Source organism: Gemmatimonas sp., from assembly GCF_041689975.1.
Lineage (GTDB): Bacteria > Gemmatimonadota > Gemmatimonadetes > Gemmatimonadales > Gemmatimonadaceae > Gemmatimonas.
In genome coordinates, this window is the sequence record NZ_JBDNFF010000394.1 from 1 (window position 1) to 24,769 (window position 24,769).

Sequence of the window (24,769 nt, forward strand, 5' to 3'; positions counted from 1 at the left end):
AATGTTACAGATCCTGAGTGTGGCCCTGTTCGTGCAAGTCCTGCTCAACCAACTACTTACGTCACCACCCAGTTATTCAGACGCTGATTTCGAGCCCATTCCACTCGCTCTCCTCTGAAAAACGTTGCGACACTACTGAATTTATATAGAACTTTGGTCGATCGACTGGTGGTGGTGCCATTGGTGACGGGTCAGCACACGCACTCAGCAAGCCCACTGTCAAAAAGAACGCAATCACGTCACCGGCGAATGTCATCTGTTTAGTCATTGCTCTCCTTGGAGAAGGTTCCCAGGAGCAGTTTGCAGCATTCACTAAATGCACCGCAGTAGCAGGCAACACGAATGCTTGTACGTGTCAAAGAGGAGCCGCGCTTTACCGCAATGTCCAACTGCACGTGCGACTTAATGTTGCGCCGCGGGTAAGTCGTGACGTCGTGTCGGATCCATACCTATCGCCGTATTCCGTTCTCCGCACCCACTATAAGGGATGGAAAGTCAGCAAGTCCTGCGTCAGCTTTACCTGAAGCGTCCGCCCGTCGCCTCCACCTGCGTCAGCCGGCCGTGGGATACGGGGTTAGCAAGGTCGCGAAGCAGAACTTCCGACCGATAGAGAGCTCGGACCGCGAAATCGACCGGTACCGTGAAATTTTTTCGGGGTAGCGCAGAATGGTGGATTCGTGAAATCCCATGCGCAGAAAGAGCGGCTCGGCCAGCGAAATGGCGAACAACTCAGGGTAGCCACGTTCCCGCGCCAGCTTTTCCGCCGCCGTGATCAGACGCTGACCAAGACCTTTGCCCTGCGCTTCCGGGGCCACCGCGAGCGATACCAGTTCGACGAGCGAGGGCGAATACTCGTCCAGCGCGACCTGTCCCAACAGTTTGCCGTCCGCGCCGCGGACTACCTGATAGTCCTGCAGGTGGCTCACCACGAACGCTTCGCTCCGATGGAGGGTGAGTCCGTCGGGGGCAAACATGTTGTTGAGGGCCACAATTTCGGCCACGTCATCGTCCTGCGCATGCACCACCCGGAGGGGCGACGCCGAGCTCTCCGCCGCTACGGTTTCCATCACCGCGACGCGTACACCTTGGTCTTACCGGCTTTATCGAAAAGAACCACGTCATAGGAATCCTTCTGCGAGCCCTGTTCCATACCGGGGGAACCCATCGGCATCCCCGGCACGGCCAGTCCGCGCGCCACCGGCAGCTCGCGCAGCAGCTTCTGGATCAGATCGGCCGGCACGTGTCCTTCGATCGCGTAGGCCCCGACTCGCGCCGTATGGCAGGATTCGAGCACCGACGGCACGCCAAAGGACGCCTTCACGCTGGCCATATCGGCCGTGTCCCTCACGGTGACCACGAACCCGGCCTTCCTCACGTGGCTCACCCATTCGGTACAACAGCCGCAGTTCGGGTCTTTATACACCGTCATCGGGGGCAGTGCTGCGCTGGCAACAGTGCGCTTTGGCGCCGGCTGGGATTCGAGCACCCGAGCCCCGGCCACGGTGGCGAGCGACGCCACGCCGAACTGGGCGGCGGCAAGGATGAACGCACGCCGGTTTGGCGGCTGAGGGGAGTCCGCGTGTTTGCTCATATGGGGGAGAAGTATAAAGAGTTGCTCGCCCCTGTCGATACTGGGCATGGCAGGCGTGTGCCAACATGAGCTGGCCTGCCTGTGGGATACCCAAGCGATGAAGCGGATGCACGACGACGTCACCGTTTCGCCGGTACCCCGGATCGGAGCCTTGGCTCCATCGACGAGTTACAATGTCGTCTTCAATAACTGAAACCGTGCTCGGCCGTAGTCGTATAGCCGCCGATCGTCTGCTGGGCTTGGTCCTCCTGGCTCATTTTCCGATTTCGCTGCTTCTGGCGACGCTTCACGGCGCCTGGACTACAGCCTTCGCGTTCGCCCTGCCGATCTCGCTTGGCGCCTTTTGGCTCTCGCGGTCAGCCGCCGGCTCTACGCTCACGCGTGCGGTCATCGGCGTCGGCTTCATGGCCTACTCCGCGGTGTTCATCCAACAGGCCCACGGCATAATCGAGGCGCACTTCCATGTGTTCGTTTCACTTGCCTTCCTCTTGGTATACCGCGACTGGCGCGTGGTCGTGGCGGCAGCAGCCACGATCGCCGTGCACCACGTTGGCTTTCATGTGCTGCAAACGATGGGCGTGGGCGTTTTCCTGCTGAATTACACTGTTGGCGGTCACGCCATGGTGGCGGTGCACGCGCTGTTCGTGGTGTTCGAGAGTGCGATTCTGGTGTGGATGTCGATGCAGTTGCATGCCGAGGCGTCAACCACCCAGGAAGTGTACGAATCACTCGAGGCGTTGAGCGAGGGGCGCGTGGACCGCGAGCCGGTCGGTGATGGGGTGGCCGCGGCGGTGCGTACGGTGATCGCGGCCGTGCGGTCGCTCGATCACGGCGCTGCCGAACTCGGGCTGGCGGTTCAGGAGCGTCGGGCAATGCGTTTTGACGAGCAGGCGGGGCTTCACGGGGCGTTCCAGTCGATGGCCACCCGCATGGTCGATGCGTCACGAGCGGTGGAAGAGTTCCGGCTGTCCAGCGAGCAGGATCAGGCGAATACGCAGCGCTTCCTCGATACGCTCACGCCGGCCATCGTCGCCATGCGTGATGGCGACCTGACGAGCGTGATCGGGAGCGGCTTTGGCAAGACGTACGATGTGACGGCAGCCGCGATGGACGGTGCCCTCCAGCAGTTGCGCGACGCCATCGGCGAACTGCGGTCGTCTTCGGAGCAGATCGACGGCGCGTCGGGTGAGATCGCCAACGGTGCCGACAACCTGGCCCAGCTCACGTCGGAGCAGGCCGCTTCGCTGGAAGAAGTCAGCACCAGTCTGACCGAACTGGCGTCGCTCAGCCAGTCGAACGCGGCGGACGTCGGACAGGCCCGTTCAGCCACGACGGACGCCACCACAGCGGCCGGTGCGGGTGTGACCGACGTGCAGCGCCTGATGACGGCGATGGACGAAACGCGTACGGCAGCGCGCGAAACGGCCAGGATCGTGAAGACGATCGACGAGATCGCCTTCCAGACGAACCTGCTGGCGTTGAATGCGTCGGTGGAAGCGGCTCGTGCCGGTGACGCCGGTCGGGGCTTCGCGGTAGTAGCAGACGAGGTCCGTGCGCTCGCGCTGCGTTGTGCCGACGCCGCGCGGACCACGGCGGAGCTGATCGAGCAAGCTGTGCAGCGGGTGGAAGGAGGTGTGTCGATTTCGAATCAGGTAGATAAACAACTCCGTGAGGTGTCGACACGCATCAGCAGCGTGAGCGCCATCATGGAGTCGATCGGACAGGCCACGAAATCGCAGCAGGATGGCATCAACCAGATCCGCGACGCCGTGTCGGCACTCAATGGCACGGTGCAGAACGCGGCGGCCAACGCCGAGGAGTCGGCCAGTGCGGCGCAAGAACTGAGCGCACAGGCTCGAGCGCAGCGAGTGCAGAGCGAGCGGTTCGTGGTCGATGGTGCGCCTGCGCGCCGGTCGGGTCGCTCATCTATTCGTCGAGTGGCGTAAGCCGAGCGGTGTAAGTGGGCGGGGCGTCGAAAAGAGCAAAAAGCGGGCGAGACCATCTGGTCTCGCCCGCTTTTGCTTTGCCCCGTATCGGGGAATCCCCGACGTGATCCCGTCACACGCCTGACGGGCGCGAGCTCTGCGGCGGACTACACTCTCCTCTCATGACGCCTCTTCCACGTATCGCCAGAGGAACGCGATGACCTCCGTACCCAGTGCGGCCTTCGTGGCCGCGCCGCGCGCGTCGGCCGCGACGCTCGACCGGTTTTCCTACGATGACGACATTGTCCGCAAGTTCCTGTTCGCCACGCTCATTTGGGGCGTCGTGGGCATGTTGGCCGGTCTCCTGATCGCCCTGCAGCTTGCCAATCCGATCTTCAATTTCAACACCGAGTGGCTGTCCTTCGGGCGCTTGCGTCCGTTGCACACCAACGCCGTGATCTTCGCCTTCGCCGGCAACGCGTTCTTCACGGGCTGCTACTACTCTACGCAGCGTCTGCTCAAGGCCCGCATGTTCTCCGACGGCATGAGCCGTTTCCACTTCTGGGGGTGGCAGGCCATCATCGTGAGCGCGGCAGTCACGCTGCCGCTGGGTTTCACGCAGGCCAAGGAATACGCCGAACTCGAGTGGCCCATCGACATCGCAATAGCGCTCGTCTGGGTCGTGTTCGCCGTGAACTTCTTCGGCACGCTCATCAAGCGTCGCGAACGACACATCTACGTCGCGCTGTGGTTCTACATCGCGTCGATCGTGACCGTCGCCATTCTGCACATCTTCAACAACTTGTCCGTGCCGGCCGGGCTGTTCAAGAGCTACAGCATCTACGCCGGTGTGCAAGACGCGTTCATGCAGTGGTGGTACGGGCACAACGCCGTAGCCTTCTTCCTGACCACGCCGTTCCTCGGCCTGATGTATTACTTCATGCCCAAGGCCGCCGAAGGGCCGGTGTTCAGCTACAAGCTGTCCATCCTGCACTTCTGGTCGCTGGTGTTCATGTACATCTGGGCCGGTCCGCACCATTTGCACTACACGGCGCTCCCCGAGTGGGCGAGCACCGTGGGCATGCTCTTCTCCGTCATGCTCTGGGCTCCGTCGTGGGGCGGCATGATCAACGGCCTGCTCACATTGCGCGGTGCCTGGCACAAGGTCGCGTCGGATCCGATTCTCAAGTTCTTCGTCGTCGGTATTACCGCGTACGGCATGTCCACCTTCGAAGGCCCGATGCTCTCGATCAAGAGCGTCAACGCGCTGGCCCACTACACCGACTGGATCATTGCCCACGTGCACACGGGCGCACTGGGGTGGAACGGCTTCATGACGTTCGGCATGGTGTACTGGCTGTTGCCGCGTCTGTTCCAGACGGAGATCTACAGCAAGAAAGCGATGGAGTTGCATTTCTGGATCGGCTCCGTGGGCATCGTGCTGTACGTCGTCGCGATCTACAGCGCCGGTGTGACGCAGGGCCTGATGTGGCGTGCGTTCGACGAAACCGGACGCCTCGCTTATCCCGACTTCGTGGAGACGGTGATCAAGCTGCTCCCCATGTACTGGATGCGTGTCGTCGGCGGTTCGTTCTACATCGTCGGCATGTTCATCTTCGGGTGGAACATCATGATGACGTGGATGCGGCGTCCGGCACGCTACGACGTACCCGTGATCGAAGCCGCGCCGCTCTCGCCCAAATACGTGGACGACAACCCGGCCCTGCCAGCCCGCGGCCTCTGGGCGCGCTTCAACCAGCTGCAGTGGCACCGCGCGTGGGAACGCGCGCCGATGCTCTTCACGGCGCTCACCATTGTCGCGGTCGTGGTCGCGTCGTTGTTCGAGATCCTGCCCACGTTCCTGATCAAGTCGAACGTGCCCACGATCGCGTCGGTGAAGCCGTATACGCCACTCGAGCTGGCCGGTCGCGACATGTACATCGCCGAAGGCTGCTTCAACTGCCACTCGCAGATGGTGCGTCCGTTCCGCTATGAGACCGAGCGTTTCGGTGAGTACTCGAAACCAGGCGAGTCGGTATACGAGCATCCGTTTCTCTGGGGCTCGCGTCGCATCGGACCCGATCTGGCGCGTGAGGGCGGCAAGTACCCCGACCTCTGGCATGTGCGCCACTTCGAGAATCCGCGCGCGGTCACGGCGAAGTCGATCATGGCGGCCTACTCACACTTCCTGACCAGGACGATCGACTTCGAGCAGATCCAGTCGCGCGTGGATGCGATGGCCATGGTTGGCGTGCCCTACGGAGACGCGCTGAACAGAGCGCCCGCGATGGCCCGCGCACAGGCGAAGACGCTGGCGGCGGCGATCGTGGAGCAGGGTGGACCGCAGGGACTCGAGGACAAGCAGATCGTGGCGATCGTCGCCTACATCCAGCGCCTCGGTCGTGACATCAAAGTGCAGAGCACGGCGTCCAGGGGGGCTCCATGAAGCTGTCCGACATCATGAGCTACGCCGATCTCTCGAGTTACGCCGAGGTCGCGCTGGTGCTCTTCCTTGGCGTATTCGTGGCGATCACCATTCGCACGTTTCTTCCGTCACGGAGCCGCGAACTGTATGAAGCCTCGCTGTTGCCGCTGGAGGATGATCGCGTGATCACGCCGCGTGACAAGGAGGGCTGAGTCATGCCGACGAACGACAAGAAGGACAACAAAGACTTCAAATCCACGAATGACCGGCTCATCGAGCATTCGTACGACGGGATTCAGGAATACGACAACCCCATGCCACGCTGGTGGCTACTGTCGTTCGCCGGCACCATCATCTTCTCGGTGATTTACCTGTTCAACGTGGGACCGGTGGGCAATGGCAAGGGACGCGTGGCCGACTACGAAGCGGATATGAAGAAGTTCGCCGCAGCACACCCCGCGCCGACCAGCGACGTTTCCGGTGACAAGTTGCTGGCGATGGTGAAAGACAAGGAGGAGGTGCATGAAGGCGGTGAAACGTTCAAGACGTACTGCGCTTCGTGTCATCGTATGGATGCCGGCGGGTTGATCGGCCCGAATCTCACCGACAACGCGTGGATTCACGGCGGACAGATCACCGACATCTACAAGACTCTGGTGAACGGCGTGCTCGAGAAGGGGATGCCGTCGTGGAGCAAGGTCTTGAAGCCGGAGGAGCTCGAACAAGTCGTGGCCTACGTGGCGTCTGTGCAGGGATCGAATCCGGCGAACCCAAAAGCCCCACAAGGAATACCGGTTTCTCCGTGAGCACCATTGGACCGTCGAGCGTGGGAAGACCTCCTTCGGGGCGCGTGCTTCCCACGCTCAACGAAGACGGCACACGCCGCTGGATCCGCCCGAAACCATCACACGGCGCATGGTGGAGAAAGCGGCAGGTCGTCGCCTATGTGCTGATGGCCGCGTTCTTCGCGGCACCGCACCTGCGCGTGTTCGGGAAGCCTGTGTTTCTCATGGACCTGCCGCACCGTCAATTCACCTTGATGGGCTACACCTTCCTGCCAACCGATACGCTGCTGTTCATGCTCGTGATGGGCAGCGGGGTGATCGGCATCTTTCTCATCACCGCGCTCTTCGGGCGCGCATGGTGTGGCTGGGCTTGTCCGCAAACCGTTTATCTCGAGTTCCTGTTCCGTCCCATCGGACGCTGGTTCGACCGCGGCTATACGGGTTCGCGGAATCTCGACAAGCAGGGCTCGTGGTTCACGCCGCGGCGCATCGGGAAGTATCTCACGTTCTTCGCGATGGCGTTGTTCGTATCGCACACGCTGCTCGCCTTCTTCGTCGGTACGGATCAACTGTACGACTGGATGTCCAGCCCTCCGGCAGAACATCCCACGGCATTCTTCTTCGTCGTGCTGTTCACCGGACTGGTGTGGTTCAACTTCACCTACTTCCGTGAACAGACCTGTCTCATCGTGTGTCCCTACGGCCGCTGGCAGGCGGCGCTGATCGATCGCCAGTCGGTGATCGTCGCCTACGACGACGTCCGTGGCGAACCGCGCGAGCACGCCAACAAGACCCGTGACCCGCAGGCGGGCGATTGTATCGACTGCGGCGCGTGTGTGCAGACGTGCCCCACCGGCATCGACATTCGCCACGGACTGCAGATGGAGTGCGTGCACTGCACGCAGTGCATCGACGCCTGCGACGACATCATGACGAAGATCGGGAAGCCGACCGGGCTGATTCGCTACTCGTCACAGGATGCGATCGCCGGCAGGCCGCGCCACCTGCTGCGCATGCGCACCATTCTCTATCCGGTGATACTCACCATCCTGATCGGTGGGCTCATCACCGCGCTGTTCCTGAAAGAATCAGCTGACCTCACGGTGCTGCGCGGTGGACTGGACGGCCCGTTCACCGAAGAGGCGGACGGACGTGTTTCCAATCAAATCCGCGTCAAGATCACCAATCGGCGCAGTGAAGCCATGCCTTATACGATCACGCTCGACGGGATCACTCGAGCTGGCATTCGTCCCGACGAGATCACCGTCGTGGCACCGGAGAATCCGTTGCGGGTCGATGCCGGGGCCACGCGGACCACGAGTCTGTTCGTGCGCCTCCCCCGCCGCGCCTTCGCGAACGGCGAGCGCATGATCACCATCAGTGTCACCGATGGCCGTCGCTACCAGGAGTCGGTGAACTACCGGCTGCTCGGCCCGGTCGGTAACGCTCCAACGGGTAAATTTCCATGAAAGCAGCCGCGGGCTGGCCCATCGGCATTACCGCGATGCTCGGGGCCTCGGTGGCCGCGAACCTCGTGATGATGCGGATCGCGAACAACGATCCCTCCTTCTCGGTCGAGCCGAACTACTACAAGAAGGCGGTGTTCTACGACTCCACGATGGCGCAAAGTCACCGCAATCTCGATCTGGGCTGGGGGGTGCAGGCGTTCGCGGACTCGATCGCGCCGGGGAAGCCCACGCGGCTGCGCGTCGTACTGCGCGACGCGCAGGCGTTACCATTGATTGGTGCGGCGGTTGACGCGACGGTGCTGTTCAACGCACGTGCCAACGACCTGTCCACGGCCGCGCTCACCGACGAAGGCGCTGGCGTGTACACAGCCATGTTGCCGATCAACACGCCCGGTGAATGGGAAGTGCGCGTGAGCGCCAGACGCGATACCTCGCACTTCACGTCGAGCACGCGCATTTCGGCCGTGCGAGCCGCCGGTACCGGACGCTAGACATGATCGGAACGGCGTCGGGAATTCTGGTGGCGAGCTTGTTGGGCAGCATACACTGCGCCGGCATGTGTGGCGGCTTCGTGTGTTTCTACACAGACGCTGGCAGCGGCACCGACGCCGCGGCCCTGCGAGCGCACGCGATGTACAACGTGGGACGTCTCACGTCGTATCTCACACTCGGCGCGATCGCCGGTGCGATCGGCGTCGGTGTGTCCGCACTAGGTGCCTTGGCCGGCGTCCAGCACGCGGCGGCGGTCGTGGCGGGTGCGCTCATGATTGGCTGGGCGATCAGTACGATGGCGGCGCAGCGCGGCCTACGGTTGGGCGCCTTGCGTCATAGCGCCCTGCGTGTTCCAGAGGCATGGCAACGCGCGATGGGTCGTGTGCTGCACGCGGTGCGCGAGCAGCCGATCGCCACGCGCGCGTGGCTCACCGGTCTCTTGACCACGATGCTTCCCTGCGGATGGCTGTATGTGTTTGTCGCGACCGCCGGTGGCTCGGGAAGCATCCGCGCCGGCGTGCTCACCATGGCGGTGTTCTGGCTCGGTACCGTCCCGGCCCTACTGGCCGTCGGACTGGGTGTGCAGCGGGTGTTTGGCCCCCTCCGCCACCGGCTACCCATGCTGAGCGCCGCGCTGGTGCTCATGATGGGACTGCTGTCGATCTCCGGACGATTCTCGATGCACCGCGCGGCTTCTGAAACTTTGCGCTCCGATGCGCCCTCGGTCCATGCGGCCGGCTCGCCGCACCGAGCGATGCCGTGAGCCACGTCGCCATTTCGGCCACGGTAGCCACCGTCGTGCTGTGCGCGCACTGCGGTGTGCCGGTGCCCGAGGGCTTGCTGGACGATGACGTTGAGCATCAGTTCTGCTGCAGCGGCTGCCAAGCGGCGTTCGGCATGCTGCACGCGCACGGCCTCGATTCGTACTACGGCTTCGCTGAACGTCGCGAAGCGCCGGTGCGGACATCCGGGCGCAGCTTCGACGAGTTCGATCATCCGGCGTTCACGAATCTCTACGTCACCGCGATTTCCAACGGCCTCTCTCGCACCGAGCTGTATCTCGAGGGCATACACTGCGCCTCGTGCGTGTGGCTGGTGGAGCGTATCCCGCTGCTGGTGCCCGGCGTGTTGCGGGCCGAGCTCGACGTGAGACGGTCATTGGCAGTGATCGAGTGGGATATCGCCACCGTGTCGCTGTCCCGTATTGCGCAGTCGCTCGACACGTTGGGCTATCCACCGCACCCATTTCGCGGCGTGGCGCGCGCCGACATGCGCAAGCGCGAAGATCGCGCGATGCTGGTGCGCATCGGTATTGCCGGCGCCATCGCGATCAATGTGATGCTGGCGGCACTCGCGCTGTATGCCGGCGAGCTCAACACGATGGACGCCGGATTCACGCGCTTCTTCCGGTGGGTGAGTCTCGCGATCACGTTGCCGGCGTTTATCTGGCCGGGTCGCGTCTTCTTTACCGGCGCCTGGGCGTCGTTGCGTACGCGTGCGTTGCACATGGATCTGCCGATCGCGATCGCCCTCGCCGCCGGGTTCGTTCGCGGCGCGATGAATACGATCACCGATTCAGGGCCGATCTATTTCGACGGACTGGCGCTGCTCATTTTTGCGTTGCTCGTGGGACGTTTCCTGCAGCAGCGCGGCCAGCGCATGGCCGTCGACGCCACCGAAGAGCTGCATGCCATCGCGCCGACCACAGCGCGCATCATCGAGCATGACGTGGTGCGCGATATTCCGAGCGAAGCACTGCTGCCGGGTATGCTGCTCGACGTGCGCGCGGGCGAGTCGTTTCCCGCCGACGGCGTGGTCATGCGCGGGCGTTCGAGTGTGAATGCAGCGCTGCTCACCGGTGAATCACGTCCGGCATCGGTGACGGTGGGTCAGCTAGTGTACGCCGGCACGGTGAACGTGGAGTCGCCGCTGCGCGTTCAGGTGGAGCAGGCGGGTGAATCGAGTCGGATCGCAAAGCTGATGCGACAGGTGGAAGAGAGCGCGACGCGACGCGCCCCCATCGTGCAGATGGCGAATCGCATGGCGGGTATCTTCACCGCGATCGTGCTCGTGATGGCGGCCACGACGTTCGTGATCAAGTCGCAGCTCTCGCCGGCGCATGCACTCGACGACGCGATTGCGCTGCTGATCGTGACTTGCCCGTGTGCGCTCGCGTTGGCCACGCCGCTCGCAATCAGCGTGGCCGTCGCGCGCGCGGCGCGGCGCGGCATGCTGATCAAGGGCGGCGACGCGCTCGAACTATTGGCGACCCCAGGCATCGTGGTGCTCGATAAAACCGGCACGATCACCGAAGGACGCACCGCACTCACTTTCTGGCATGGTCCAGACTGGGTGAAGCCGTTGGTCCTCGCCCTGGAGGAAGGATCATCACATCCGCTGGCCGATGGATTCCGCCGCGCCTGGCCCAGGTTGCCCACGGCGACCGTGTCCGCCTCGCGCCACATCGCTGGCGGCGGCCTTGAAGGCACCGTCGATGGTTATGTGATGCGCATCGGATCGCCACGATTCGTGCGCGAATCAATCCTTAGCGTCTCTGAATCGCTCCATAGTGTGATAAATGACCTTGATCGCACCCTCACACCGGTCCATATCGCGATTGATGGCGTGGTGGTTGCAATAGCAGGTCTTGGCGATCGAGTACGCGACGACGCGCTCGACTCGCTTCGGCAGTTGCGTGGACGCGGATGGCGGACTGTAATGCTGAGTGGTGATGTACAGGACGTGGTTGCGTCGGTGGGCCGGTCGCTTGCCTTCGAAGCGGAAGACTCCATCGGCGCAGTGTCGCCCGAAGCCAAATTGGCGTTTATCGAACAGCTGAAGGCCACCTCAGGACGTACGGTGGTCATGGTGGGCGACGGTGTGAACGACGCCGCGGCGATCGCCGCCGCCCACGTCGGCATCGGCGTGCACGGCGGTGCCGAAGCCTGCCTCGCTACCGCCGACATCTACCTCACACGACCCGGACTCAACGCGCTGGTCGAACTCACCGAAGGCTCTCGGCGCACCTTGTGCGTGATTCGCCGCAATATCGCCGTCTCCATCGGATACAATCTCATCGGAGCCAGTCTCGCCGTGTTTGGCCTGCTGACCCCGCTCATCGCCGCGATCCTTATGCCGACGAGTTCCATCACCGTCGTGCTGGGTTCCTGGTACAGCACCACTTTTGTACGGCCCACAACCTCGGAGTCGCGATCATGAGCGTCATTTACATCGTGTTACCGCTGGCCCTGATCATTGTCGGCGGCGCGGTGCTGGCGTTTGTGTGGAGCGCCAGAAACGGGCAGTACGACGATCTGGAGACACCGGCGGTCCGGGTGCTTCACGATTGACCGGCCGCGGTCGCGAACGTGTGGGGCGACCGGGAAGTTGTTCGGACGCGAACGAGTGTGGGGCGGGCGAGAGCTGCGCTCCGGATGGTGTAGCGAGCTCGGCCATTATCGCTGCAGGCATCGTGCACGCTGCCGGTAGACTCTCACACGTTCGCCCCAAACAGCTTCCGGCCGAAAATCCCGCGTTCACCCCCGCGTCCCGGGTTACGGTTTCACTAGTTTTGGCGCGAGATTATTGGCCATGAGCAATAGCCAAACGAGTTCCCATCGGGACGGACCCGAGCGCCGCCGCAATCCGCGGTTACGTGAATTGGTGGAAGAGATGCTCGCCTCCATCCGGGCCGCGGCCAATGTCGAACTGCGGACGCCGGAAGAACGCGGCCCCTTCGAGGCCGACATGGTTCGCGTCATGCAAACCGTGCGGACCCACGCCGTGAGGGGCGAGACGCCCGCGCGACGGGATTAACGGGTCACCACACTGCACGCTGCCGACGACACGGCGCTGCAAGCGCGTCTCGACGCGATTTGCGCCGAGGGGTGGAGTCTCTGGGAACGATTCGAGCACAACGTGCGCGACCGCGACTTCCATTCGTTCGTGGCCGCCGACTACGACGCGGTCCGAGCGGCCTTGTTGGCCCACCGCGCCCCCGGCGCCCGCTTCCTCGAATGGGGCTCGGCGACCGGCGTCATTACCATCATGGCCGACATGATGGACTTCAACGCGCACGGTATCGAACTCGATGCCTCCTTGGTGACAACCGCGCGCACGCTCGCTGCGCGCTTCGACTCACGGGCGCAATTCGTGACCGGTAGCTTTCTCCCCACTGGCTACAAGCGGCTCGGCGGTGCGAACGATTCCGATACCATCGGTGACGGACCCTCGGGTTACCTCCAGCTTGGCCGTGCGCTCGACGATTTCGATGTTGTGTTCGGCTACCCGTGGGACCACGACGCCCCTCTTATGCACGACCTCATGCGACAGTACGGACGACCGGACGCCCTGCTTCTGCTCAACGACACCGAGATCGGCGTACGGGCCTTCCGTGGCGGTCGCGAACTGACGATCACGCGGTGACTGCTCCCGCGCCTACGCGTGCCACCGGGCTTCGTCGCGAGCTCGGCGTGTTTGCGCTCGCGTCCACCGGTATCTGCTCGATGGTCGGCGCCGGCATCAACATCGTCCCCTTCGCACTGCAACGCACGGTGCCTGGCGTCGGCGACTGGGTGCTAGTGGCGTATTCCCTCGCGGCGGTCCCTGCCGTACTGGCGGCGCTGTGTTACGCAATGCTCGGCAGCGCAATGCCACGCGCCGGCGGTTCATATGTGTACGCCAGTCGCGCGATCGGTCCGTATGCCGGCTTCCTCGCCAGCTTCTCGCAGTGGTTCGGACTGTGCATCGCCATCGGTGTGGTCTCGTATGTGATCCCGCCGTTTCTGCGTGATATCGCAGCCGCCGCACAGTGGACCACCTTGGCCTCGGCGCTAGACCAGCGCCTGCCGAGACTCGCGCTTGCCCTGCTGTTTCTGTGGACATTCGTGTTCGTGAACCTGCGGGGCGTTCGTGCGGTGGCGAACACCCTCCTACCGCTCATGCTCATAATGTTCGTATGCGGCGGTCTGGTGATCGTCACGGGCTTCTCGCACTCGGCCAGCGAATATGTGGAGCTGCTCGAGACACAACAGCGGACGCTGCCGCCAGAGCCCGCGCGTGCGTCGTTCTGGATGGTGGTGCCACCGGCCGCCGCCATTCTCTTCTCCAGCTTCATCGGCTTCGACGCCATCGCGCAGGCCGGTGGTGAAGCGAAGAACCCGACACGCTCCATTCCGCTCGCCATCGGCCTCACCATCGCGATCGTGGGCGCGTTCTACTTCCTCTTCACCGCCGCCGTGTATCACACGGTACCTTGGTGGCATGTAGCGGCCGAAGGTCGCGTGCGCGATGTCACGGCACCCGGACTGCTGTCACCACTCACGTCGCCAATCGTGGCCATCATCATGGTGTCGGGCGCGGCCGTGTCGCTGATCAACGACTTGCCGGGCATGCTGCTGGGCGTGTCGCGCTTGTGCTTCGCCTGGGCCGAAGATGGCGTGTTTCCGCGCGGACTGGCCGCAGTTCACACGCGTTATGGCACGCCACACGTGGCGTTGTTCGTCTCGGCAATACTCGCCACCATGGGCATTTTCGGCGGTCACTTCGCTGGCGACTTCTTTCTCGGCGTCGACATCCTGGTGACTGCCATGCTGGTGAACTTCATCATCATGGCAGTCTCGGTGCTGAGACTGCCGGCGCGCAACCCATCGCTCGCCCGGGCTATGCGCGTGCTGCCGTCCCGCGCGCTGCAGATCGCCGTGGCAAGCGGCGCCGTGCTGCTGCTATCGGTACTGCTGGTGGTGCACACCTGGCGCGATCTGCATGCCGATGTGTCTGTGTGGTATGCACGCTCCACGCCGGTATGGATCATCGTGATGATGATCGGCAGCGCGGTCTACTGGCGCGAAACGCGTGCACTCGCCCGCCGCGGCGGCGACCTGCGCGCGATCACCTCCGTGCTTCCTCCCGAATAATCGATTCTCTTTACAGGCGATTAAACACGCTGATGACGACGATTCCCCGCTGTACACTAGCACCCGATGTCGAGATATCCCGCGTCCTCACCGGCTTGTGGCAATTGGCCGACATGGAACGCGACGGGCGCGTATTCGATCGCGATGCGGCCGCGCACGCGATGATCGAGTACGTCGAGCACGGCTTCACCACGTTCGACATGGCCGATCACTACGGATCGGCGGAAGAGGTGGCCGGTATTTTCCGGCAACAGGCTCGGCCCGATGTCGCAGTACAATGCCTCACCAAATGGGTACCGGAGCCAGGTCCCGTCAGCGAACAGGACGTACGTTCGGCCATCGACCGCGCCTGCGCGCGACTGCGCACCGATCGCCTCGATGTCCTGCAGTTTCACGCTTGGACCTTCGCCGATCCGCGGTGGCTCGATGCCTTGTGGTATCTGGAAGCCGAACGCGATGCCGGACGCATCGGCGCAATCGGTCTCACCAACGTGGACACCGCCCATCTGCGCGTAGCAATCGCCAGCGGCATTCGTATTGCGAGTAATCAGGTGAGTGGATCGCTGCTCGACACGCGTTTCACCACCAAGCTCGCCCCGTATGCGTTGGCGAACGGTGTGGGGCTACTCTGCTATGGCACCTTGCTGGGTGGCTTCCTCAGCGAGCGTTGGCTTGGCGCAGCAGAACCACACCAGGAGTCGCTGAGCACCTGGTCACAGCTCAAGTACGGCCGGTTCATTCGCGCCGCTGGTGGCTGGGCGCCGTTTCAGGGATTGCTGCGCGCGGCGCACACCGTCGCCACCAAGCACGGCGTCTCGATTGCCGCGGTGGCCAGTCGCTGGGTGCTCGATCAGCCCGGTGTGGCGGGCGTGATCATCGGCGCGCGCTTGGGTCAGTCGGCGCACGTGGCCGATACGAAAAAGCTGTTCACCTTCACCATGGACCGCGACGATCATCGTGCGATCGCTGTGGCGCAGTCGGCGCTCACGGCGATTCCCGGCGACTGTGGCGACGAGTACCGCTATCCGCCGTATCTCACGGCTAGCGGAGACCTGAGCCATCATGTGTCGCAGTTCCCGGCGCCATTTGCCACGCGACCGGGTGTGAACGGACGCACGATCGCGCTCAGTGGCACGGTATGGGAGCCGATGGCGGGCTACAGTCGCGCGGTGCGTAAAGGCGCTCTGATCACCGTATCGGGCACGACATCCACGCACGGCGATCGCCTCATCGGCGGCACCGACGCGGCAGCGCAGGCACACTTTGCGATCGACAAGATCACCGGCGCGATCCAGTCGCTTGGCGGTACGCTTGAAGACGTGGTCCGCACTCGCGTGTTCGTGTCGAACGTGGAACACTGGGAGCCCGTTGCCCGCGCCCATGGTGAGCGCTTCGGCCACATTTTGCCGGCGAATACATTGGTTGAGGCACGGCTCGTGGGCTCCGAGTATCTGGTGGAAATCGAAGCCGACGCGATCGTCACTGAATCCTGAACATCCTCTACTCCGGACTGGCTGCTATGACGCTCCGCACACGCTCCCATTCGTTTGCTGCCGCCGCGCTCGTGTTGTCGGCTGCCGCTTCATCGGTTTCCGCACAAGGCAAAGCGGCCGATCCACTTACCGCCGAGATCGAAACGCGCATGACGGCCGTGATGCCCAAAGTCGTCGCGTGGCGTCGCGACATTCACGAGCATCCCGAGCTGTCGAATCAGGAAGTGCGCACCGCAGCGCTCGTCGAGAAGCATCTGCGTGCGCTCGGCCTCGAGGTCACGGCGAACGTCGGCAAGACAGGCGTAGTTGGCGTGCTTCGCGGCGGGAAACCGGGCCCGGTGGTGGCGCTGCGCGCCGATATGGACGCGTTGCCGGTCACGGAACTCGTAGACTTACCGTTCAAGAGCAAAGTTCGTACGATGTACAACGGCCAGGAGGTCGGCGTCATGCACGCCTGCGGGCATGACAATCACGTCGCGATCATGATGGGCACGGCCGAAGTGCTCGCCGGCATGAAGGACCGCATTCCCGGCACCGTGAAGTTCATCTTCCAACCAGCGGAAGAAGGACTGGGTGGTGCGCAGGCGATGGTGAACGACGGGGCACTCGAAAATCCGCGTCCGTCGGCCATCTTCGGCCTGCACGTGTGGCCCTCAGCGCTCGGATCGCTCAGCACGCGCGCCGGCGGCTTCATGGCTGCCGCCGATCAGATCGACATCGTGGTGAAGGGACGCCAGACGCACGGCTCCGCGCCATGGTCGGGCGTTGATCCGATCGTGATCGCCGCGCAGATCGTGATGGGACTGCAAACCGTTGCCAGCCGGCAGATAGACGTGACGTCAGCTCCGGCCGTGATCACCATCGGCATGATTCAAGGCGGCAATCGCGGCAACATCATTCCCGACAGCGTCGTGATGATCGGCACCATCCGCACCTTCGACGCCGACATGCGGAAGGACATTCACGCGCGCGTGAAGCGCACCGTGGAAGACATCGCGCACTCCGGCGGCGCGACGGCGCGGGTGGATTTCTCCATCGGTGGACTCATCACGCAGAACGACGCGTCACTGCTCGAGAAGATGACGCCCACACTGCAACGCACGTCGGGCGATGGCGGCTTCAAGATCATCACCCCCGTGACTGGCTCCGAAGACTTCCCTGCGTTCACAAAAGAAATCCCGGGTCTGTTCTACTTTCTCGGCGTCGCGCCGAAGGGGATGGATCAGAAGTCGCAGGCGGCGAACCATTCGCCGTTGTTCTTCGCCGACGAAGCCGCGTTGCCTACCGGTGTGCGCGCCATGGCCAATCTCGCGGTGGACTATCTCAAGAGCGGCGGTATCGCCACCGCCAAACCAGCCATGAAGGAGTAAGGTCGACGCGTCGCGCACTACGCTTCGAAGAATGTCTCCGAGTGGATCAACCAGCCCATTTCGCTGAAGCGCCACTCGGCGGTGTAAATGCCACCTTGCTCGTGCATCCCTGATGTGAGGCGCCACCGACCGACCCAACGGCCACGTTCGGTGGCGCGCATCGGGTCTATCGGCGTGACCTGCTCGATCGTGCGCACGTACGTCACGAATGCACGATCGGCAAATTGCTCGACAAACGCTGCGCGCGATGCCGCGCGCCCGGTGAGTGTGGGGCCGCCGGCAACGCCGACCACGATGTCCGGCGCCATGAACGACACCGTGCGGTCGGCGTCATGCGCCGCGATCGCCTGGTTGGACTGCTCGCGCAGTGCGTGAATCTGTGTGGCTCCCGTGTTCGTCACGTCCATCACATCGTGGCGCGCTTTTTTGGCTTCACGTACTGGTCGAGCCAAGCCGTCATCTCGGCGAGTGCCTGACCCACACTTTCGCGCGCGCGGTAGCCGTGCGCTTCACCGGGTAGCTGCACATAGCGCGTGGTTGCTCCGTTGCCCTTGAGCGCCTGATACATTCGCTCACTCTGCACCGGATACGTGCCAGTGTTATTGTCGGCCATGCCGTGCACCAGCAGGATCGGATCCTTGATCTTGCTCGCGTACGTGAACGGTGACATCGCGCCGTACAGCTCCGGCGCATCCCAGTAGGTGCGCTCCTCACCCTGGAACCCGAACGGCGTGAGCGTGCGATTGTAGGCGCCGCTCTCGGCGACACCGGCGCGGAACAGTCGCGTATGCGCCAGCAGATTCGCCGTCATGAACGCGCCGTACGAATGTCCGCCTACGCCGATCCGATCGCGATCGGCCACACCCATCGCCACGATGGTATCCACGGCAGCCTTCGCACTCGCCGTGAGCTGCTCCACGTACGTGTCGTTCGGCTCCTTGCCGTCCACGCCAACGATCGGCATGGTCGGGTTGTCCATCACACCATATCCCTGCGTCAGCATGAAGAGATGCGACGCGCCGCTCGGTCGCACGAAGCGATACGGCGAGCCGACCACCTGCGACGCCGCTTCACGAGAGCGGAACTCGAGCGGATACGCCCACAGGAAGAACGGCAGCGGGCCGTCCTTCGCTTTATCATAGCCGGCCGGCAGATATATCGTGGCCGACAGCTTTACACCATCTGGACGCGTGTAGGTGATCAGCTGGCTCGTGACACCGGCAAACACCGGGGCCGGATCGGTGAACTGCGTGAGCGCGCGCGGCGCGATCTTGCGCACGAGATCGCGCACAAAGTAGTTGGGCGCATCGGCCTTCGACTCGCGGCGGGTCAGCGCGACGGTGCCGTTGGCATCGAGCATCCCGATGGGCTGCTCATAGTACGGCGCGGCGCTCTGAAACAGCCGCGTCTTCCGTGCCGTGGTAAGGTCGAAGCGATCCACGAAGGGACGGTCACCTTCGGGTCCGGCGCCTGGACCGCTCAGGAACGCGACCTTCGTGTCAGGCGTCGTCAACAGCACCGTCTGTCCGCGCGCGTCGCGCGTGGTCAGAAAGTCACCGGGATCGGCGTAGCGATCTTCGCTGGAGCGTTCCCAGAGCAACCGCGGCGGCTTGGTGCCCGACGGATCGATGATCCATGTACGGGTCTTACGCGTTTTGCCTTCGTTCTCGCGCGCGATGGCCAGCCCGGGCGTACCCCACGTAATGGCGCCCGCACGCCAGCTCGTTTCAAGCAGCGTTTTCGGCGTGCCGCTAAACGGTGCCTCGAGCAAGGCGATGCGGTCGCGCTTGTCCGCCTTCGAATCGCTATCGCCGCCATCAAGGGCTTCAACCCACACCACCGTTGCAGCGACGTCGCGACGCCACTGCACATTGCGGATGCCGGCGAGTGCGCCGTTACCGCCCCACGGTACGCGCTCGACGAGCGGACGACTCACGATCGACTTCACGACGGCGCCGTCCATCGACCACACCTCGGTGCGCGTCGGGAAGAAGTTCAGCGGCACCGTATACGAGAACGGACGCGACAGGGCGCTTACCAGCAGGTAGCGGCCATCGGGTGACGCGCTCACATCAGTGCGCATGCCGGGCGCGCCGAGTGTCTTGACGGTGCCGTCGAGCGAGACGATCGCGAGTTGACTCGTGCCATAGTGCGCAAAGATCGCTTCGTCGAACGGACTCTTGAGCAGATCCTGATACGTGGCGGCGCGGTCGCTGCGACCGGTGAGCGCTTCCTGTACGATCGGGCCGTCTGGTGCGGCCGTCATGGCCGGGGCCGTGCCACGCATCGCTGGCACGAACGTGCACGCGAGCGACGCAATCGACACCCACGAGCAGGGATTGCCCAAAATGGCCGTGAGACGCTGCGACGTGAGCGGTTTTGCCTGGGCTGTGGCGACATCGGCGATCCACAGCGTGATCGCCTCGTCACTGGTCACCGTGAACGCGATCTTCTGTCCGTTTGCCGACCACGACACGTTCTCGATGCTGCTCCCGACGGGAATCGCCGCCTGAATCCTGCGCGCCGCGCCGCCCGAGACCGACTGCAGCGACAGGCCCGTATAACTCTGGCCACGAGTGGGGCCGCTCGTCTTGGGATCAAAGCGCAAGCCGGCCAGTCGATATTCGAACGCGGCCACTTCACTGATGGGTGGCAGCGCGGGACGTTCCAGCAGCAGCAGCTGCTGACGATCGGGACTCAGCTGCACCAGCGGTGTCGCGGGTTGGTCGAGAATCCGCGCGATCGGCTGTGGCGGCTGACGGTACTGCGCCTGCGCTGTGTTCGGCACAAAGGCCGGCGCCAGTACCGCAAATGACGCGAAGGTCAACACACGACGCGACACGACGCGATGCGTCGCACGAGAGAAGAGAGTCACACGATTCCTTATGGTCAGAGTGGATCCGCGACGTGCTCTTTTTCTCTTTCTCTCTTTTCCTCGGTGTGATCGGTTCTGCGGCCCTACGACATGCGCTGACGAACTGATCACACCGAGGAAAGGAGAAAAGGAGAAAAGGAGATTCCGAAAGAGAAAGTCGGCTGATCCATTCTCGGTTCTCAGCGGGACCGGCGCTAGGGTCGCGGCTATCGCTTCTGCGTGCCGGTGGTATCGGTGAGCGCCTTCATGAACGATACGAGCGCGCGCTGCTCGCCTGCCGAGAGCCGCAGGGAGTCCGAAGGCAACGTCTGGTTGTCGAGCTGAATGCCGATCCCGGCCCCGCCACCGCGATTATAGAAGTCGACGACGGCCACGAGTGTGCGATAGACGCCGTTGTGCATATACGGCGCCGTAAGGGCCACGTTGCGCAACGACGGGGTTTTGAACGCATAGCGGTGCGGTTCGGCACGGGTCAGCCGAAAGCGACCGACATCGGGGTCGATGGTGGCATTGGCCGTCACCGCGCGTGACGGCGTGCCCAGCACCTCGACCTCGGCTTCCCGGTACATCGGGGGTACCGTACCGTTGGTCAGGGGAACGAAGTGGCATGTGGCGCACTTGCCCTTGCCGACGAACACATTGAAACCGAGGCGCTCTTCCTCGGAGAGCGCGCCCACCTCCCCGCGCAGCGCCCGATCGACCGGCGAGTTGAGCCGGGTCAGACTACGTTGATAGGCGGCGAGCGCGTTCCGGATCTGTGCGGCGGTGATAGCGGAATCCGTGCGCATTGGCGTATTCGTAAAGGCGGTGCGGAACTGAGCCATCAAGGACGTATCCGTTGTGAGCCGCGCCGCAATGCTGGCCAGATTGCCATGCATCTCATCCACGTTCTCGACCACGTCGGTGACCTGGTCTTCGAGATACGTGGTCCGCAAGTCGGCGAAGGAGCCCGCCTGCAGGCCACTGTTGATCACCGTGGGCGTGTTGCGCGCCAGCGGGGCGCCGCCGCGAGCTGTGTTGGCGGTCAGACCGTCTGTAAACGCCTTCCCGGGCAGGTGACAGGAACTGCAGGCACGCTTGCCATCGCCGGAGAGCTGTGTGTCGTGGAACAGCCGTGCGCCCAGCGCGACCTGAGCGGGCATGCCGGGCGTTGCGTCCAGCGGTGCAAAGCCCATCACGTCGAACGCCGCGCTGTCGAAGACTGTGGCCGCGTCCATCCGGAACGCCCGACGCTCTGCAGGCAGGCCGATCGCCATCGCGAGACGGGCAGACTGCATCGCGTGGCCCAAGGGAATGAGTTGCTGTGCCAGGAACGTGAAGTGATCAAACGCGTCACGGTCGGACATCGCCATCAGCATAGTGCGCGTATCAGCCACGAGTGAATCGACGTGCCGCCACGTGCTGTCGGCGCCGCGGTACGGGGCCAGCGTGCGCACCACGCCTTCGAGCGCCGCGTCGGCCTCCGCCAGCGAATGCCCCGCGACTGGCGAGTCGAAGCCAGTGATGCCGAGTGTGGCGATACGCGCGAGTTCCAGCTTCACGGCATCCCACACGTGCGCATCGGAGGCGTGCTGCACGCCCATCATGGTTTGCGCTCGCTTCACCAGCGGACGCAACGTCGACGTTTCCCGGATGATGACGTCACGCTCGCTGATCGGGGCGTCGCCGTACAGCGCTTCTTCGATGACCTGGAACCCCGTCGGCGGAAAGACGGCCTCGGGGCCCTCTTCTTCGTCCACTTCCGGTAACGCCGGCCCGTTGATTTCCCTGCTGGTGGAGGGGGCGTAGTACTCCAGCGCCAGCTCCGCGAGCTTGAACGCGCGGCGCGCGTTTACGAATGCCTGTTTCGCACGCGGCACATCGGCCACCGTACGTAAGGTAAGCGCTGCCGAATCCAGCTGGGCAACGCGCAGCGCCAGCGTATCCACGTGCGCGCGCCAAACGATTACGGTTTGCACAGCGCGGGGGTCATCGGATGACGATGACGTGGCCGCAGATGGTGAGTCTGTGCCGGAAGGACTGCAGGCACACAGCGCTACCGTACCCGCGAGCACGAGCAACGAATAGAATCGGTTGTTCATAGTTTCGTGAAAGGTGACCGGCCCGGAGCACGAAGCCCCGGGCCGACAACAGCAGCAGCAGGGCCGCGAGTTAGCGAGGCAGACCCTTCACCAGCACCAGCATGCTCGCCTGATTTTCGGTGGGGCGGAGTGTGCCGCCGTCCACGCCGCGATACTTGTCGGCGCGCCACGAGTGCGGCTGCAGCGCAATCACGAATGTGTTGGCCTGACCGAGCTGTGAGGACACATCGACCATGGCACCGTACTCCCAGCCCGCCTTCCCCGCCGGACGCGCGTTTACCGCATTGTACAGCCCCGCATCGGCCGACGTGCGGCGATGATCCAGCTCCAACACCGGCTTGATTTCACGCGTAGCGATGTTGTACTGGTAGATGTAGGCATCATGTGTTTCGTCGCCGTAGCCATTATCATCTTCCTGCCAGTACACGAAGTTCGTGCCGACGTAAATATTGTCGAGGTTCTGGAAGGTGCGCGCCGCATTGGTGGCCGACTTGTCATCGCCGTCGGCAAGCAATTCCAGCGTGCCCTGCAGCGGATTGGTGGCATCGAGGCGCAAGCGGTAGGCGCGGCCATACTTCGTGCGATTGTAGTCGAAGTTCACGCCCGTATTGTTCTGGCCCGTGGCCACGAAGTAGATCTCGCGGTTGTTGGCGTCGGAACCCTTGCGGTAATCCACATCTTCCACGCGGGAGAAACGCATCGCGTTGAGCGTCGCACCCGCCAGGTTGACTTGGCGGCCCGTGAGCGTCTTCTGATTGCCGATCTGGCGGAACTGCACCGGATACGTCTGCCCGATCACCATGTCGCGCTCGCGGCTGTTGTTGTCGGTGCGTGCGAGCACGTACAGGTTGCCGTTGTCGAGATCGCCCACGGTATTCGACAGGTACATGGCGACCTGGCCACCTTCCGCGCCGGAGTCGTCATCGCCGATGATGATCACGGTGCGATTCGGAAAGGCGGCTTTCGGGAGGGGGACAGCGTTCTCGGTGTTGAAGCGGCCCAAGGCCGAGAGGTACTTCGGCGTGTTGGCCGGGCCTGACGGATCGACCGCGAGGATTTCCGACTCCTCGTTGCTCTCGCCCGCCGTGATGAAGGCGCTGAAACCATGCTCTTCTACGGTGGCAAGCGTAGCGGAGCACAGACGGTATCGGCCGGCGGTCGAGTTCACCACATAATCGCCGGAAATCGGCTTCAGATCCTTGTCGAAACGGATGCGCGAAACGGCGAAGTTGTCTTCGTGATTGACGAGCGCCGTGAACGAACCGTCAGTGTTGCGGATGAAGCCCGCGCCATCGGCCGAACCGCCGAACACGAAGCTGGGGGAACCGGCGAGCACATCGTCGCTGCTGACCAAGGTGAAGATTTCGACGCCGGGAATGAGCGACTTGATCAGCGCTGGCGTGACCGACTGGTTCTTGAGCCCGACGGGCGCCAGCGGCTGTACGTCGGTGCCGGAATCATCACTGCACGCGGCGACGAGCAGACTGCACGAGGCAACCAGGGCGCGCATAGCGAAGGTGGAGGGGTGGCGCATGAGAAAAGCGTCCTCAGTAGGTGAATACGTTGCGGATGTGACGATCGGCATTGTGATCGTTTCAGACGGCTCAGAATCGGGCTGCCAGGCGACAATTCCCCGTCACTTCCGTCACCGCGTGGTCACCGAGTGGTCACGAAACGGCGGGTGGCCATTAGTCCGAACGGGCGAGTACAATCCTTGTATCTGTATCGAGGACGTGTACCGTTATTCACCGAGGTCTGGATTTTGACGTCAGCAACCCGTCGTGAGATGATTCGCATGGCCGCGGTGATGCTCCCCGCCATTGCATGTGGTGCAGACATTTCGAGTCTGGAGGCGCCGCCTCCGTAGGAGCTCCCCGCGGATAGAGTCTTCGTATTGCTGGCCACCCGCATCACCGTCGTTCGTACGAGCCCCACCACGTTCCGTGCGCTCTCAGCAGAATGTCCTCATTCCGGGTGCGGCGTGTCGATTGTGGACCGACCGGGCTGGTGCTGCGGCGATCCGAGTTCGACAAGGCGCGCGCAGAGCTGCTCGTCGTGCGCTCTGGCACCACGTTACCGCAAATCAGCGCGCATCTTCGCAAATACTGATCAGTGCACTAAATAGTTCTGGATTGTCTGCAGTAACATCCTGACGTTCTGGCATTGGAACGGCGTCCGTTATCGATGTGCTTTGGGAATGGGGTCGTTTTGTCTGATCTCGACGTGAACGGCGAGGCGCTGCTTGGCGGTCGTTTGCGCGGAGGCGCGCGGGACGGTCACGCACAGCAGCACCGGAACCACAGGAGTGGTGGTGCGGCACGCCCGGGTCCGCCGACGCGATGCCGGTA

20 protein-coding genes are annotated in these 24,769 nt (G+C 63.2%); 14 read left to right on the forward strand and 6 right to left on the reverse strand.

Features of this window, described 5'->3' with window-relative positions; genetic code table 11:
- Window positions 1-551: 551 nt before the first annotated feature.
- Together ACESNG_RS22620 and ACESNG_RS22625 are read right to left on the reverse strand one after the other, a co-directional pair.
- The gene (locus tag ACESNG_RS22620; RefSeq protein ID WP_373064349.1) at window positions 552-1,067 is read right to left on the reverse strand and encodes a GNAT family N-acetyltransferase; all 516 of its coding nucleotides are present in this window, start codon (window positions 1,065-1,067) and stop codon (window positions 552-554) included.
- A complete protein-coding gene (locus tag ACESNG_RS22625; protein WP_373064347.1) occupies window positions 1,067-1,591 on the reverse strand; it encodes a DUF411 domain-containing protein in 525 nt (174 codons plus the stop codon). The genes ACESNG_RS22620 and ACESNG_RS22625 overlap by 1 nt, the downstream gene beginning before the upstream one ends.
- Before the next feature lie 197 nt (window positions 1,592-1,788).
- On the opposite strand from ACESNG_RS22625, the gene ACESNG_RS22630 reads away from it, so the two are divergent.
- From ACESNG_RS22630 to ACESNG_RS22695, 14 genes are all read left to right on the forward strand, one after another.
- Window positions 1,789-3,537, forward strand: coding sequence for a methyl-accepting chemotaxis protein (locus tag ACESNG_RS22630; protein WP_373064345.1), 1,749 nt, complete (start codon window positions 1,789-1,791; stop codon window positions 3,535-3,537).
- A gap of 196 nt (window positions 3,538-3,733) precedes the next feature.
- On the forward strand, window positions 3,734-5,962 hold the full coding sequence (gene ccoN / locus ACESNG_RS22635) for a cytochrome-c oxidase, cbb3-type subunit I (protein WP_373070961.1): 2,229 nt from the start codon (window positions 3,734-3,736) through the stop codon (window positions 5,960-5,962).
- The gene (locus tag ACESNG_RS22640) at window positions 5,959-6,153 is read left to right on the forward strand and encodes a cbb3-type cytochrome oxidase subunit 3 (protein WP_373064341.1); all 195 of its coding nucleotides are present in this window, start codon (window positions 5,959-5,961) and stop codon (window positions 6,151-6,153) included. Before ccoN ends, ACESNG_RS22640 begins: the two co-directional genes overlap by 4 nt.
- Window positions 6,154-6,156: 3 nt before the next feature.
- Window positions 6,157-6,747: a cbb3-type cytochrome c oxidase N-terminal domain-containing protein gene (locus ACESNG_RS22645; protein ID WP_373064339.1), complete on the forward strand. Its 591-nt coding sequence runs from the start codon at window positions 6,157-6,159 to the stop codon at window positions 6,745-6,747.
- On the forward strand, window positions 6,744-8,195 hold the full coding sequence (gene ccoG, locus ACESNG_RS22650; RefSeq protein WP_373070963.1) for a cytochrome c oxidase accessory protein CcoG: 1,452 nt from the start codon (window positions 6,744-6,746) through the stop codon (window positions 8,193-8,195). Before ACESNG_RS22645 ends, ccoG begins: the two co-directional genes overlap by 4 nt.
- Window positions 8,192-8,686, forward strand: coding sequence for a FixH family protein (locus ACESNG_RS22655; RefSeq protein ID WP_373064332.1), 495 nt, complete (start codon window positions 8,192-8,194; stop codon window positions 8,684-8,686). The genes ccoG and ACESNG_RS22655 overlap by 4 nt, the downstream gene beginning before the upstream one ends.
- A gap of 2 nt (window positions 8,687-8,688) precedes the next feature.
- A complete protein-coding gene (locus ACESNG_RS22660) occupies window positions 8,689-9,450 on the forward strand; it encodes a sulfite exporter TauE/SafE family protein (protein WP_373064330.1) in 762 nt (253 codons plus the stop codon).
- Entirely contained in the window at window positions 9,447-11,906 is a 2,460-nt protein-coding gene (locus ACESNG_RS22665; RefSeq protein ID WP_373064328.1) for a heavy metal translocating P-type ATPase, read from the forward strand. Before ACESNG_RS22660 ends, ACESNG_RS22665 begins: the two co-directional genes overlap by 4 nt.
- On the forward strand, window positions 11,903-12,037 hold the full coding sequence (gene ccoS / locus ACESNG_RS22670; RefSeq protein ID WP_373064326.1) for a cbb3-type cytochrome oxidase assembly protein CcoS: 135 nt from the start codon (window positions 11,903-11,905) through the stop codon (window positions 12,035-12,037). Before ACESNG_RS22665 ends, ccoS begins: the two co-directional genes overlap by 4 nt.
- A 241-nt stretch (window positions 12,038-12,278) precedes the next feature.
- Window positions 12,279-12,503 (forward strand): hypothetical protein, encoded by a 225-nt coding sequence (locus tag ACESNG_RS22675; protein ID WP_373064324.1) that lies wholly within the window; start codon window positions 12,279-12,281, stop codon window positions 12,501-12,503.
- A 102-nt stretch (window positions 12,504-12,605) separates the two neighbouring features.
- Window positions 12,606-13,112: a hypothetical protein gene (locus ACESNG_RS22680; RefSeq protein ID WP_373064322.1), complete on the forward strand. Its 507-nt coding sequence runs from the start codon at window positions 12,606-12,608 to the stop codon at window positions 13,110-13,112.
- Entirely contained in the window at window positions 13,109-14,602 is a 1,494-nt protein-coding gene (locus ACESNG_RS22685; protein ID WP_373064320.1) for an APC family permease, read from the forward strand. The genes ACESNG_RS22680 and ACESNG_RS22685 overlap by 4 nt, the downstream gene beginning before the upstream one ends.
- A gap of 32 nt (window positions 14,603-14,634) precedes the next feature.
- On the forward strand, window positions 14,635-16,095 hold the full coding sequence (locus tag ACESNG_RS22690) for an aldo/keto reductase (protein ID WP_373064318.1): 1,461 nt from the start codon (window positions 14,635-14,637) through the stop codon (window positions 16,093-16,095).
- A gap of 26 nt (window positions 16,096-16,121) precedes the next feature.
- Entirely contained in the window at window positions 16,122-17,465 is a 1,344-nt protein-coding gene (locus tag ACESNG_RS22695) for an amidohydrolase (protein WP_373064316.1), read from the forward strand.
- Between the two features lie 17 nt (window positions 17,466-17,482).
- Here the strand turns inward: ACESNG_RS22695 and ACESNG_RS22700 are convergent, their stop codons facing one another.
- From ACESNG_RS22700 to ACESNG_RS22715, 4 genes are all read right to left on the reverse strand, one after another.
- Entirely contained in the window at window positions 17,483-17,866 is a 384-nt protein-coding gene (locus tag ACESNG_RS22700) for a DUF4440 domain-containing protein (protein ID WP_373064314.1), read from the reverse strand.
- Between the two features lie 5 nt (window positions 17,867-17,871).
- Window positions 17,872-20,340, reverse strand: coding sequence for a prolyl oligopeptidase family serine peptidase (locus tag ACESNG_RS22705; protein WP_373070965.1), 2,469 nt, complete (start codon window positions 20,338-20,340; stop codon window positions 17,872-17,874).
- 206 nt (window positions 20,341-20,546) lie between these two features.
- A complete protein-coding gene (locus ACESNG_RS22710) occupies window positions 20,547-22,298 on the reverse strand; it encodes a cytochrome c peroxidase (protein WP_373064310.1) in 1,752 nt (583 codons plus the stop codon).
- 193 nt (window positions 22,299-22,491) lie between these two features.
- On the reverse strand, window positions 22,492-23,955 hold the full coding sequence (locus tag ACESNG_RS22715; RefSeq protein WP_373070967.1) for an alkaline phosphatase PhoX: 1,464 nt from the start codon (window positions 23,953-23,955) through the stop codon (window positions 22,492-22,494).
- Between the last annotated feature and the right edge of the window lie 814 nt (window positions 23,956-24,769).